The organism is Roseitalea porphyridii, from assembly GCF_004331955.1.
Classification (GTDB): domain Bacteria; phylum Pseudomonadota; class Alphaproteobacteria; order Rhizobiales; family Rhizobiaceae; genus Roseitalea; species Roseitalea porphyridii.
On record NZ_CP036532.1, the window covers coordinates 1,638,168 to 1,651,842 of the forward strand.

The 13,675-nt window shown below is 65.8% G+C and carries 7 protein-coding genes and 1 tRNA gene; 6 read left to right on the forward strand and 2 right to left on the reverse strand.

The genetic code is table 11. From position 1 onward, the window contains the following. Positions 1-43: 43 nt before the first annotated feature. From E0E05_RS07995 to E0E05_RS08020, 6 genes are all read left to right on the forward strand, one after another. Positions 44-117: transfer RNA gene (locus tag E0E05_RS07995), tRNA-Cys, on the forward strand. 86 nt (positions 118-203) lie between these two features. Beyond that, the gene (locus E0E05_RS08000) at positions 204-875 is read left to right on the forward strand and encodes a protein-L-isoaspartate O-methyltransferase family protein (protein WP_131616235.1); all 672 of its coding nucleotides are present in this window, start codon (positions 204-206) and stop codon (positions 873-875) included. 166 nt (positions 876-1,041) lie between these two features. Beyond that, positions 1,042-2,412, forward strand: a complete 1,371-nt coding sequence (locus E0E05_RS08005; RefSeq protein WP_244598011.1) for a TolC family outer membrane protein — start codon at positions 1,042-1,044, stop codon at positions 2,410-2,412. A 112-nt stretch (positions 2,413-2,524) separates the two neighbouring features. Beyond that, complete coding sequence (locus E0E05_RS17785; RefSeq protein ID WP_131616236.1) at positions 2,525-3,373, forward strand: PopZ family protein; 849 nt, start codon at positions 2,525-2,527, stop codon at positions 3,371-3,373. 101 nt (positions 3,374-3,474) lie between these two features. Beyond that, entirely contained in the window at positions 3,475-6,336 is a 2,862-nt protein-coding gene (locus E0E05_RS08015; RefSeq protein ID WP_131616237.1) for a valine--tRNA ligase, read from the forward strand. 307 nt (positions 6,337-6,643) lie between these two features. Then, positions 6,644-7,915 (forward strand): outer membrane protein transport protein, encoded by a 1,272-nt coding sequence (locus E0E05_RS08020; RefSeq protein ID WP_131616238.1) that lies wholly within the window; start codon positions 6,644-6,646, stop codon positions 7,913-7,915. Between the two features lie 1,332 nt (positions 7,916-9,247). Here E0E05_RS08020 and E0E05_RS08025 read toward each other — a convergent pair. Beyond that, on the reverse strand, positions 9,248-9,841 hold the full coding sequence (locus E0E05_RS08025; RefSeq protein ID WP_131616239.1) for a hypothetical protein: 594 nt from the start codon (positions 9,839-9,841) through the stop codon (positions 9,248-9,250). Further along, complete coding sequence (locus E0E05_RS08030; RefSeq protein WP_131617953.1) at positions 9,841-13,671, reverse strand: vitamin B12-dependent ribonucleotide reductase; 3,831 nt, start codon at positions 13,669-13,671, stop codon at positions 9,841-9,843. Before E0E05_RS08030 ends, E0E05_RS08025 begins: the two co-directional genes overlap by 1 nt. Between the last annotated feature and the right edge of the window lie 4 nt (positions 13,672-13,675).

Sequence of the window (13,675 nt, forward strand, 5' to 3'; positions counted from 1 at the left end):
CAAAAACGCTCTGTTAACAGGGCGCGCGATAGGCACGTGAGCCGGCCTCGTGGCGGAGTGGTTACGCAGAGGACTGCAAATCCTTTTACCCCGGTTCGATTCCGGGCGAGGCCTCCAGCTCACAATGCGCCTTCGGGCACCGGGCAGACCGCCCGGAGGCCCGGCGTGTGCCGGTCTTTCGTGCCAACGGGGCGGATCTCGACATGGGCCAGGATTTCACCGAATTGCGGCGCGCGATGGTCGACAGCCAGGTGCGCACCAGTGACGTGACCGACCTCGCCATCATCGAATCCATGCTGACCGTGCCGCGCGAGGCGTTCGTGCCGTCCGCCATGCGCCCGTTCGCCTACATCGACGACGACATCCTGCTCAACGACGGCGCCGACGAGCCGCGCTTCCTGATGGAGCCGGCGCCGTTCGCGCGCCTGGTGCAGCTTGCCGACGTGCAGCCCTCGGACCTCGTCCTCGATGTCGGCTGCGGCATGGGCTACTCCTCGGCGATCCTGTCGCGGCTGGGCGGCGCGGTGATCGCGCTCGAGAGCGATGACGGTCTCGCCGGCCGCGCCAACGACATTCTCGTGCGGCAGGGCTTTGACAGCGTCGCCGTCGTCAACGGCCCGCTCGACAGGGGGTTGCCCGGCGAGGGACCCTACGACGTGATCTTCATGGGCGGCGCCGTCGACGAGGTGCCGCAGACCATGCTCGACCAGCTCAAGCCCGGCGGCCGGCTGGTCGTCGTCGAGGGGCATGGGCTGACCGGCTTCGCGGTGCTGCACTTGCGCGACGACGAGGGCGTGCTGTCCCGGCGCCGCGCCTTCAATCTCTCCGTCAAGCCATTGCCGGGCTTCGAAAAAGCGCCCGAGTTCGTCTTCTGACGCGACGGCGCGTGCTGCGTTGCCCTTTGGCAACAAAGGCGGCAAAAGCCGGCCGGTCCCGCTGTGGCACCTTGCTGCCCGGAGCCGCCTGTCCTTTATTGCCCGCAGCGTGACGCTCGATCAGCGTCGGCCGGGCCGCACGGTTTCGAACAGCCAGGGGAAAGAGATGCGTTGCGTATTGATGGTGGGTGTTGCGGTCCTGGCCTCGGCCGCAATGCTCGGCTCGCCTGCGGCGGCGGCCGAGACGATCCACGGCGCGCTCGCGCGTGCCTATGAATACAATTCCGAGCTCAATTCCGCCCGCGCCGGCGTGCGTGTGGCCGACGAGCGCGTGCCGCTCGCCAAGTCCGGCTGGCGGCCGCGCGTGACCGGCACTTCCGGCATCGTCAACTCGTCCAACTCGACCGGCGGCGCCGGCACGGGGCTGGGGCGCACCTCGCTGAGCTTCGGCGTCGAGATCAACCAGTCCATCTTCGACGGTTTCCAGACCCGCAACAACGTCCAGGCGGCCGAGGCCGGCGTGCGCGCCGAGCGCCAGAACCTGCGCAACACCGAACAGAACGTGCTGTTCGACACCGCCCAGGCCTACATGGATGTGCTGCAGAACCGGCAGATCGCCAATCTGCGCGCCCGCAACCTTGAGTTTCTCCGCGAGCAGCTGCGCGCCGCGCGGGCCCGCTTCGAGGTCGGCGAGGGCACCCGCACCGACGTCGCCCAGGCCGAGGCGAGCCTTGCCGGCGCCTCCGCCCAGCTTACCGCTGCGCGCGCCGCGGTCGCCTCCTCGGAGGCGGTCTTCCGCCAACTCACCGGCATGGCGCCCGGCGCCCTGCAGCAGGCAAGACCGCTGCAGAAGCTGCTGCCCCACACGATCGATTCGGCCTATGCGATCGCATTTGCCGAGCACCCGGCGATCGCGGTGCGCAACGCGCTGGTCGATTCGAGCCTGTTCAGCGTCAAGGCGGCCGAGGGAGCGTTCCTGCCGCAGGTCGGTCTGAACGCGTCGGTCTCCCAGTCCTCGACCTACACGAGCCGGGGCAACACGTCGGGCACCTCGGCTTCGATCGGCGCCCAGGTCACCGTGCCGATCTATCAGGGCGGTCAGGCGAGCGCGACGGTGCGCCAGCGCAAGGAGGAACTGGGCCAGGCGCGCGTCGACACGGCCGTCGCCCGCGATCAGGTGCGCGCGGCGGTGACGTCGGCCTGGACGCAGCTCGAGGCATCGCGCGCCGCGGTCCGCGCCAACGAGGAATCGGTGCGCGCCTCGCAGCTGGCGCTGAACGGCGTCATTGAGGAACGCAATGTCGGCCAGCGCACCACGCTCGATGTCCTGAACGCGCAGGCGACCGTGCTCAACGCGCAGATCGCGCTTGTCGAGGCGCAGCGGAACCTGGTGGTTTCCTCCTATGCGGTGGTTTCCGCCGTCGGCCGGCTCAGCGCCTCGCGCCTGGGCCTGGGCGTCGAACCCTACGAACCCGAAGAGCATTACGAGGCCGTCAAGGATATGTGGTACGGCCTGCGCACGCCGGACGGACGCTGAACGCCCAATCCTGTGAACCCACGCCGAAACCGGCCGGCCGGGATTCTCATTCCGCCCGTGCTTGGTTAGGGTGGGGCACCGATTCGCAACCGAACCGCAGTACGGACAGACAATGGGCCAGCCCAACCCTTCCAACGATCAGCCCTCGATGGACGAGATCCTGTCCTCGATACGCCGCATCATCGAACGCAGTGACGTCGAGGCGGCGCGCGGGTCGACGCCTGCGGCGAGCCCGCAGGCCTCCGCGCCCGAAGCTCGGGACGATGCCGAGGGCACACCAAGCGGCTTTGAGGGCGACCACGACGGGCCTTCGGCCCATGATGACCGGCCGCCGATGAGCCGTTCGGAACTGGAGACCTTCGCCGAGGCGCTCGACGCGCGCGTTGCGGCCGGAAGCCGCGAGCGCGAGACGGTCTTCGATGCCAACGGCATCCTGACGGCCCGCGCACCGGACCGCGCCCTCGCAGGCCGCTACGAGGGCCGGCTTTCCGAGGACGACAGCCGCGCCTTCGCCGAGGTGGCGAGCGTTCTGTCGGCCACCGCAGGCGATCTGCGCAGCGCCGCCGCCGCGCCGCTGCCGTCTGAACCGGAGCCGGAGCCCGACGCTGCGGAGACCGAGGCCGAGGACACGATCGCCCAATTGTCGCCGCTGGACCTGCCCGCGGCCGAGCCGCCGGCGCACGACGAGCCCTCCGCCGACGACCGGAGGCCCGCACCCGGCCCGGACATGTTGCCCGAACCGCTCGTCTCGCACGATGTCAGCCGGTCGGTGGGCATGTCGTTCGAGGCGCTTTCGGACACGCTGCGTCAGCAGGCCGGCCGCGATCTCGCCGAGGTCACCGAGGAGATGCTGCGCCCGATGCTGGCCGACTGGCTCGACAACAATCTGCCCTCGATGGTCGAGCGTCTCGTCCGCGCCGAGATCGAGCGCATCGCCCGCGGCGAACCGCGCCGGGACTGACCCGGGCCCGAAGGCCGCGCCGGCCGCTTTGTTGACTTCATCGGGTGCATCCGGTTTACAGCGGAACGGCCAATTCCGCCGTCCCGGAACGGATCATTTTCATGCTGGACAAGACCTTTGACGCGGCCCGCGTCGAGCCGCGCATTGCCGAAACGTGGGACGCCGCCAACGCCTTTGCGGCGGGCGCCGGTGCGCGCGAGGGTGCCAAGCCCTATTGCATCGTCATCCCGCCGCCCAACGTCACCGGCTCGCTGCACATGGGCCATGCGCTCAACAACACGCTTCAGGACGTGCTGATCCGGCACCAGAGGATGCTCGGCAACAATGTGCTGTGGCAGCCGGGCATGGACCATGCCGGCATCGCCACGCAAATGGTGGTCGAGCGACAGCTCGCCGAGAGCGGCGAGAACATGACCCGCCGCCAAATGGGACGCGACAAGTTCATCGAGCGCGTCTGGCAGTGGAAGGACGAGTCCGGCGGCCAGATCTTCAACCAGCTCAAGCGGCTGGGCGCTTCGTGCGACTGGTCGCGCGAGCGCTTCACCATGGACGACGGCCTGTCCGAGGCGGTGCTGGAAGTCTTCGTCCGGCTCTACAAGGAAGGGCTGATCTATCGCGGCAAGCGGCTGGTCAACTGGGACCCCAAGTTCGAGACCGCGATTTCCGACCTCGAGGTCGAGAACATCGAGGTCGACGGCCATATGTGGCACTTCAAATATCCGCTCGCGGACGGTGCGACGTACGAATATGTCGAACGGGACGCGGACGGCACGGTCACGCTGCGCGAGACGCGTGATTACATCTCGATCGCCACGACCCGGCCCGAGACGATGCTCGGTGATGGTGCCGTTGCGGTGCATCCGTCCGACGAGCGCTATGCGCCGATCGTCGGCAAGCTGTGCGAGATTCCGGTCGGCCCGAAGGAACATCGTCGCCTGATCCCGATCATCACCGACGACTATCCCGATCCCGACTTCGGTTCCGGTGCGGTGAAGATCACCGGCGCGCACGATTTCAACGACTATGAAGTGGCAAAGCGCGGCTCCATCCCGATGTACCGGCTGATGGACACCAAGGCGGCCATGCGCGACGACGGCGCGCCCTATGCCGAGGCGGCGACGATCGCGCAGGCGGTCGCGCGCGGCGAGCGCACGCTCAACGAGGCCGAAGCCGACGCGCTCAACCTGGTCCCCGACGATCTGCGCGGGCTCGACCGGTTCGAGGCGCGCAAGCGCGTCGTCGAGCAGATCACCGGCGAGGGGCTGGCCGTGATGACGACCGACGATCAGGGCAATGCGATCCCCCTGGTCGAGGCCAAGCGCATCATGCAGCCCTTCGGCGACCGCTCCCACGTGGTCATCGAGCCGATGCTGACCGACCAGTGGTTCGTCGACGCAAAGACCCTGGCCGAACCGGCGATCGCCTCGGTGCGCGAGGGACGCACGCAATTCGTCCCCCGCAACTGGGAGAAGACCTATTTCGAGTGGATGGAGAACATCCAGCCCTGGTGCGTGTCGCGCCAGCTCTGGTGGGGCCACCGGATACCGGCGTGGTACGGGCCGGATGGCACGGTCTTCGTCGCCAAGACCCCCGATGAGGCCGAGGCCGAAGCGCGCGCCCATTATGGCGACGATGTCGACCTGACGCGCGACGAGGACGTCCTCGACACCTGGTTCTCGTCCGCCCTGTGGCCGTTCTCGACGCTCGGCTGGCCCGACAAGACCGAGGCGCTCGACACCTGGTATCCGACCTCGGTGCTGGTCACCGGCTTCGACATCATCTTCTTCTGGGTCGCCCGGATGATGATGATGGGCCTGCACTTCATGAAGGACGATCAGGGCAGGGGCGTCGAGCCCTTCCACACCGTCTACGTGCATGCGCTGGTACGCGACAAGCACGGCGCCAAGATGTCGAAATCCAAGGGCAACGTCATCGATCCGCTCGAACTGATCGACGATTACGGCGCCGACGCCCTGCGCTTCACGCTTGCCATCATGGCTGCCCAGGGGCGCGACGTGAAGCTCGATCCGGCGCGCATCGCCGGCTACCGCAACTTCGGCACGAAACTGTGGAACGCGACGCGTTTCGCGCAGATGAACGGCGTCGCCCACGATGCCGGCTTCCGGCCCGAAGACACGAAGCTCACCATCAACCGCTGGATCCTGACAGAATTTGGCCGCACCGTCACCGAGGTAACCGAAGCGATCGCGGCCTACCGGTTCAACGAGGCCGCCGGCGCGCTCTACAGGTTCGTCTGGAACACATTCTGCGACTGGTATCTGGAACTGCTCAAGCCGGTCTTTGGCGGCGAGGACGAGAGCGCCAAGGCCGAGGCGCGCGCCTGCGCCGCCTTCGCGCTCGACGAGATCTACAAGCTGCTGCACCCGTTCATGCCGTTCATCACCGAGGAACTGTGGGCGCTGACGGGCAAGCGCGAGGGGCTGATCTGCCATGCGGTCTGGCCCGAACCGGTCCTTGCCGACGAGGCCGCCGCCGACGAGATCAACTGGCTGGTCGAGCTCGTTTCCGGCGTGCGCTCGGTGCGTGCCGAGATGAACGTGCCGCCCTCGGCGACCGGACCGCTCGTCGTCGTCGGCGCCGACGAGACGACGACGGCATGGCTGCTGCGCCACGATCCGGCGATCAAGCAGCTTGCCCGCGCCGACGATGTGGTGGTGGCGGGCGAAGCGCCCAGGGGCGCCGCACAGATCGTGGTGCGCGAGGCGACGGTCTGCCTGCCGCTTGGCGGGCTGATCGACATCGCCGCCGAGAAGGCGCGGCTGGAAAAGGCGATCGCGAAGGCGCGCGAGGAGATCGTCCGGCTCGAAAAGAAGCTGGCGAACGACAAGTTCGTCGCCAACGCCAAGCCCGAAGTGGTGCAGGCCGAGCGCGACAAGCTGGCCGAAGCCGTGCCGGCGCTCGAGAAGCTTCAGGCGGCGCACGCGCGAATCGTTGAAATGTGAAGCTTTTCCCCTGCCGTTGACGTTTGCGTTAACCCCGCGTCAGCAAAAAGGGCGAAGTTGTGACGGTTTTGCAACAGTCGCCCTTTTCGGCCGGTTTCGGTCGCGTGCGGCGCGGTTTGACTTGAAAATCCTCGGTTTTTCGACCGCTCGGGCGAGCATCGCAGAGCCCGCCGCGCCACCGCCGCGCGATTGGGTTTTGGCGATGCTTGCGCGTAGCTTGTCGCTCCCCGGCCGGCCCGCAATTGTGCTTGATCTGCGCGCGCCGTTTCGGCGAAAACGGGCTAAGCACACAAGGTGGAGGGGACCCATGACGGGTACATTCAAGGCTCTTATCGCAGGCGTTGCCGGCGCGACCGTTCTGGTCGGCGCGGCCCAGGCCGGCGGCTTCTCGCGCGGCACGGCCGATACCGACATCCTCTTTGAAGAGGGCAATTTCAGCATGCGTGCGGGCGCGACGATCGTCTCGCCGCAGCGTGGCTATGCGACGATCGGCGGCGTGGCGGCGACCGATCCAGACTATACGAACACATACATCGTGCCCAACGCCGCCGTTAAGCTGAACATTACGGACTATGCCCGTTGCGCCGGCACGTACGCCCAACCCTATGGCGCCAGCTCGACCTACGGCCCGCAGGCGATCGCTGCCGGCCTGGTCGACGGCACAGGTCTCGTCCGCCGCCAGTTTTCCACCGACGAATTCGGGCTGACTTGCGCGGCCATGATCAACAATGTCGGCTCGTTCGGCGACATGGGCTCCGGTCGCCTGTCGCTGATCGGCGGCGTGTTCCTTGAAAACTTCAGCTATGCCGAAACGGTCCAGTTCCAGGGCGCCATCATCACCGGCGGCCTTCTGGCGGCCGGACAGCCAGCCCCGGTGGCTGGCGCCGTCGGCGGTACGCTGAACGGCACCCAGGGCACGCTCTCGTTCAATGGCGGTTACAATCCGGGCTACCGCATCGGCATTGCCTATGAGGTTCCCGAGATTGCCGCGCGCGTCCAGCTTCTCTATCGCAGCCAGGTCACTCACACGCCGACCGGCACTTTCGTGACCGCGGCCGACGCGCTGGCCGGTGGAGCCGGCACCACACGCGCAGCCGGCACGTTGCCGCAGTCGGTGGAGCTGCGCGCCCAGACCGGCGTCGCGCCGGGCACGCTGGTGTTCGGCTCGGTCAAGTGGACCGACTGGAGCGTGCTGCAGACGCTGAATTACACGGTCACGGGCGGTCCGCTGCCCGGCGTGCGCAACCTCGAATTCTTCTGGAAGGACGGCTGGACCGTCTCCGGTGGTGTCGGACGGCAGGTGACCGACTGGCTCGCCGCGTCGGCAACGGTCACCTGGGATCAGGGCGTGTCGACCACCGAGGATGTGTTCACCGACACCTGGACGTTTGCCGCGGGCATCGAGATGTCCAACGAGCGCGCATCGCTGCAGCTCGGCGGCGCGATCAGCTACCTGACGGCCGGTTCGGTTGCCGCCGAAGCGGCGGTCGGTGCGGGCGGTCCGGGCGACACCTTCGCCTACACCGTCGGCAGCGACTGGTCCTACGCGCTCGGCGGCCGCTTCTCGGTCGACTGGTAAGCAGAACCCCGGAAATCGGGTCCGGAGACAGACCCCGCGCCCTGGCGCGGGGTTTTTTGTTGGCCGGCCGCTCCGGCTTGCGGCGTGCGCGTTTACTGCGGGTGTTTCCGTGCCACCTCTTCCTGAGCCGCCCTCTTTCACCTCATCCTGAGCCTGTCGAAGGACGAGGTGGAACCGCACCCTTCGACAGGCTCAGGGTGACGTCGGCAGGCTCACGATGAGGGCTTGCGGGGCGCGGGTGCCTCCCTCTCCCCGCATGCGGGGAGAGGGATACGAGACCGCGCGATGCGCCGCGAGCGCTGGTCGCAGTCGGGTGAGGGGGCTTCCACGCCGGGCCCGGCCGCATCGTGCCGATACGCCTCCCGCGCCGTCCCCCTCACCGGTCGCGTCGTCGCAATGCGCCGCCGCGCCCACCTCTCCCCGGCGGGGAGAGGAACCAGCGGGGCCGGCATTGGCGCCCGTCATCTTCCGCTGGCTGAGCGCCGACAAAGGCGCATAAACCACCACCGTCATCCTTGGGTCTGACCCAAGGATCCATTCTGTTCTGGTGGTGAAGACTGCTGGCATCGACGAACGCGACCCGTTCCTCGTCAGCGACCGTGCGCCGCCGCCATCACGGAATGGATCCTCGGCTCAAGGCCGAGGATGGCGGGCGGAGGAGATGGCATCTTTTTGTGCCCCCGAGCCGTTCCGTTGCACTTCATCCTGAGAGCCCCCACCCACCTCACCCTGAGCCTGTCGAAGGACGAGGTGGAACCGCAAGCCCGCCCCTTCGACAGGCTCAGGGTGAGGGCTTGCGGGGTGAGGGGCTTGTCGCCGTGTCCGGCAGCTTGGCGCCGATAACCCACCCCGTGCCGTCATTCCGGGGCTCGACCCCGGAATCCATTCCGTTCTGGCGGTGAAGACTGCCTGCATCGACGAACGCGGCCCGTTCTTCACCGGTGGGCGGATGTCGCTGCCATCACGGAATGGATCCTCGGCTCAAGGCCGAGGATGACGGGGGTGAGGTTGGCGATGCGCCCAGAACAGCGTCGTCATTCAGGGGCTTGGCCCCGGAATCCATTCCTGAGGCCTTGGCCGGCGTGATGCTGGTGAAATCACAGTCGCCAGGCCGGGCCATCACGCTCCGTCCGTCCACATCACGGAATGGATCCCTGTGACAAGCACAGGGATGACGGAGGAGGAGATGCTTTGGCGCCTAAACGGCGGCATCGGCGACGATCCTCTGCGGTTTGGGGATCGGCAGACCGTCCTCGGCGAGTCATTCAATATGGAAGCGGACGGTACGGCGATCTCGGTTTGCGCATCATCCTAGCGTAGAGGCAGATTATGCTAACTTGGGAAATAGCTCCAGCCCAATAAGTGAGCTGAGAAGTTATAGATCAAGATAATTCCAGCGGAAAATCCGGAAAGAAGAGAGACGGGAAAAAAGATAAGCCAAACGCTAATCAAGCCAATCGAGGCGGTTCTTACATTTCTTTGATATGCAAGTGTCATCATTTTTGTTTGATCTATGTATTCGTGTATTCGGGAAAAATCTGTTGGTATGTCCCGATTGGCGAGCTTCTTAACGTGCTGCGCCGCCGCATACTGGAGATATACGATCTGGAATATTTCATACGTAATAAAAGTTAGTATCGAAATCGCAATTAATAGACCCGTTGCAATCTGAGCATTTTCCGGTAAGTAAGATCTTGAAAATGCCCAAACAGCAAAGAAGCCCGCATATCCGACTGAGGTTAGGAGTGTGTAATAGTTCCTTGCATTTTCAAAAATCTTTGCAGACGTCGCGTCAATGCTGTCTTGGCAGTGCTGCAACTCTGATTGCCAATCATGTATAGGCATACCGCGAAGCAGGCTCTGACCACCCAATATCGGCTGTGGAATTGAGCCTTGCTCCCCAGTGTATTTCGGCCCTCCACCCATCAACTACACCCGCTCGTCGCGCCGCACGTGTCACACTTCAGGCACGTCCCGTTCCTCACCATGGTGAAGTTCGAGCATTCGCCGCACATGTCGCCGGTGTAGCCCTGCATCATCGCCTGCATGCGCCGTTCGGCCTCGATCTGCTTGGCGTCGTCCGCGTCGGCCGATGTGTGCGTGGCCGAAGGCGACAGGCCGGTGGCGGCGGCCGCTGCCGCCTGGGCCTCCGCCTGCGCGTCCGCTTCGGCTTCGGTGGCGCTGTCGGCCCGGTTGTCGGCCTGGAAGGCCGCGTTCCGGTCGGCATAGTCGCGGTGGAAGGCCGAGGCTTCTTCCTGCAACTGAAGGACGGGCGCGGTGGCCGCACGGGCCGAACCGCCCGCGCCCGGCGAGATCGCCGTCACGTTCGTGTTGGCCGCGCCCGCCGGCGTGCCAGAGGCGGGGCCGGACGAGGAGACGACCGACAGCTTGTGCCCGCGCGTCCAGCCCGTCGAGACCGGCTGGGTCTTGCCCTCCTCGATGCCGCGGCCAAGCGGGGTCGAGGAGAATTCGGACTGGTCGACATGGGCCAGATCGTGCCGCCCCAGATAGGAGATCGCCAGCTCGCGGAACACATAGTCGAGGATCGAAGTGGCGTTCTTGATCGCGTCGTTGCCCTGCACCATGCCGGCCGGCTCGAACTTGGTGAAGACGAACGCGTCGACATATTCCTCAAGCGGCACGCCCCATTGCAGGCCGAGCGAAACGGAAATGGCGAAATTGTTGATCAGCGCGCGCAGGGTCGAGCCTTCCTTGTTCATGTCCAGGAAGATTTCGCCCAGCCGGCCATCGTCATATTCGCCGGTGCGCAGGAACACGGTATGCCCGCCGATCTTGGCCTTCTGGGTGTAGCCCTTGCGGCGCGTGGGCAGCTTTTCCTGGGCGCGCTCGCGGATCACCTTCTCTATGACGCGCTCGACGATCTTCTCGGAGACCTGGGCGGCGCGCGCGGCGGCCGGGGCCTCGACCAGCGCGTCGAGCGTCTCGTCGTCCTCGTCCTCTTCATCCTCGATGATCGAGGCGTTGAGCGGCTGGCTGAGCTTGGAGCCGTCGCGATAGAGCGCGTTCGCTTTCAGGGCCAGCTTCCAGGACAGCATGTAGGCGTTCTTGCAGTCCTCGACGGTCGCCGCATTGGGCATGTTGATCGTCTTGGAGATGGCGCCCGAGATGAAGGGCTGGGCGGCGGCCATCATGCGGATGTGGCTTTCGACCGAAAGGTAGCGCTTGCCGATCTTGCCGCACGGGTTGGCGCAGTCGAAGACGGGCAGGTGCTCGTCCTTGATGAAGGGCGCGCCTTCCAGCGTCATCGCGCCGCAAATGTGGATGTTGGCGGCCTCGATGTCCTTCTTCGAAAAGCCCAGATGGGCCAGAAGATCGAAGGAGAAATCGGCCATCTGCTCGTCGGTGACGCCGAGCGCATCGCGCAGGAAGTCCTCGCCGAGCGTGAACTTGTTGAAGGCGAACTTGATGTCGAAGGCGCTCTTCAGCGCGGCGTTGACCGTCTCGATCTTTTCGTCGTCGAAGCCCTTTGCCCGCAGGCTTGTCGGGTTGATCGCCGGGGCCTGGTTCAGATTGCCGTGGCCGACCGCATAGGCCTCGATCTCGGCGATCTGGCTTTCCGAATAGCCGAGCGTGCGCAGCGCGGCGGGCACCGAGCGGTTGATGATCTTGAAATAGCCGCCGCCGGCGAGCTTCTTGAACTTGACCAGCGCGAAGTCCGGCTCGATGCCGGTCGTGTCGCAGTCCATGACAAGGCCGATCGTGCCGGTGGGCGCGATGACGGTCGCCTGCGCGTTGCGGTAGCCGTGCTGCTCGCCCAGTTCCAGCGCCCGGTCCCAGGCGGCGCGGGCGTGCTTGATCAGGTCGGCGTCGGGGCACTCGTCCGCCTTCAGCGCGACCGGATTGACCGCCAGATCCTCATAACCCTGGGTTTCGCCATGGGCGGCGCGGCGATGGTTGCGCATCACGCGCAGCATGTTTTTGGCGTTCGGCTTGTAGCCGGGGAAGGGGCCCAGCTCGCCCGCCATCTCCGCCGAGGTGGCGTAGGAAACGCCGGTCATGATCGCGGTCAGCGCGCCGGCGATGGCCCGGCCCTCGTCGGAATCGTAGGGAATGCCCGAGGACATCAGCAGCCCGCCAATGTTGGCGTAGCCAAGGCCCAGCGTGCGGTACTTGTAGGACAGTTCGGCGATCTGTCTCGACGGGAACTGCGCCATCATCACCGAGATTTCGAGCACCACCGTCCACAGCCGCACCGCGTGCTCGTAGGCTGCGATGTCGATCTTGTGGCCGTTGGCCGGATCGGCGAACTGCATCAGGTTGAGCGACGCCAGGTTGCAGGCCGTGTCGTCCAGGAACATGTATTCCGAGCACGGGTTCGAGCCGCGGATGCGGCCGCCGGCGGGGCAGGTGTGCCAGTCGTTCATGGTCGTGTTGAAGTGCAGGCCCGGATCGGCCGAGGCCCAGGCGGCATAGCCGATCTTCTCCCACAGATCGCGGGCCGGCACGGTCTTCGCCACCTTGCCGTCGATGCGGTTGATCAGGTTCCATTCGCCGTCGTTCTCGACGGTGCGGAGGAACTCGTCCGACAGCGAGACGGAGTTGTTGGAGTTCTGGCCCGAAACGGTCAGATAGGCCTCCGAATCCCAGTCCGTGTCGTAGGTCCGGAACTCGAGCTCGGAATAGCCCTGCCGCGCGAACTGGATGACGCGCTGGATGTAGTTCTCCGGCACCATCGCCTTCTTGGCGGCCTTGACCTCGCGCTTGAGGGCCGGGTTCTTGTTCGGGTCGAAGCAGTCCTCGCCATGGCCCTCGCAATTGACGCAGGCGCGCATGATCGCGTTCATGTGCCTGGCGACGGTCTTGGAGCCGGTGACGAGCGCGGCCACCTTCTGCTCCTCGCGCACCTTCCAGTCGATGTACTGCTCGATGTCGGGATGGTCGATGTCGACGACGACCATCTTGGCGGCGCGGCGTGTGGTGCCGCCCGACTTGATGGCGCCGGCCGCGCGGTCGCCGATCTTCAGAAAGCTCATCAGGCCCGACGACTTGCCGCCGCCCGACAGCCGTTCGCCCTCGCCGCGAAGCTGCGAGAAGTTGGTGCCGGTACCCGAGCCGTACTTGAACAGGCGCGCCTCGCGCACCCAAAGGTCCATGATGCCGCCCTCATTGACCAGATCGTCGCCGACCGACTGGATGAAGCAGGCATGCGGCTGGGGATGCTCGTAGGCCGACTTCGATTTCGTCAGCTTGCCAGTGAACGGGTCGACATAGAAATGGCCCTGGCCGGGGCCGTCGATGCCGTAGGCCCAGTAGAGGCCCGTGTTGAACCATTGCGGCGAATTGGGCGCCACGCGCTGGGTGGCGAGCATGAAGGCCAGTTCGTCCATGAAGGCGCGGGCGTCGTCCTCGCTGTCGAAATAGCCGCCCTTCCAGCCCCAGTAGGTCCAGGTGCCGGCGAGCCGCGTGAAGACCTGGCGCGCGTCGGTTTCAGGGCCGTAACGCTCGTCCTCGGGCAATTCGGCCAGAGCGTCCTCGTCGGCGACCGAGCGCCACAGGAAGGGCGGGACGGAGTTTTCCTCGACACGCTTGAGCCGGGCGGGCACGCCGGCCTTGCGGAAATATTTCTGGGCGAGGATGTCGGCCGCGACCTGGCTGAACTGCTCGGGCACGTCGATGTTCTCGAGCCGGAAGACGATCGAACCGTCCGGGTTCCTGATCTCGCTGGTCGCCTGGCGGAACGCGATGTCCGCATAAGGGGATTGGCCGTCCTTGGTGTAGTGGCGCTCGATATGCATGTCG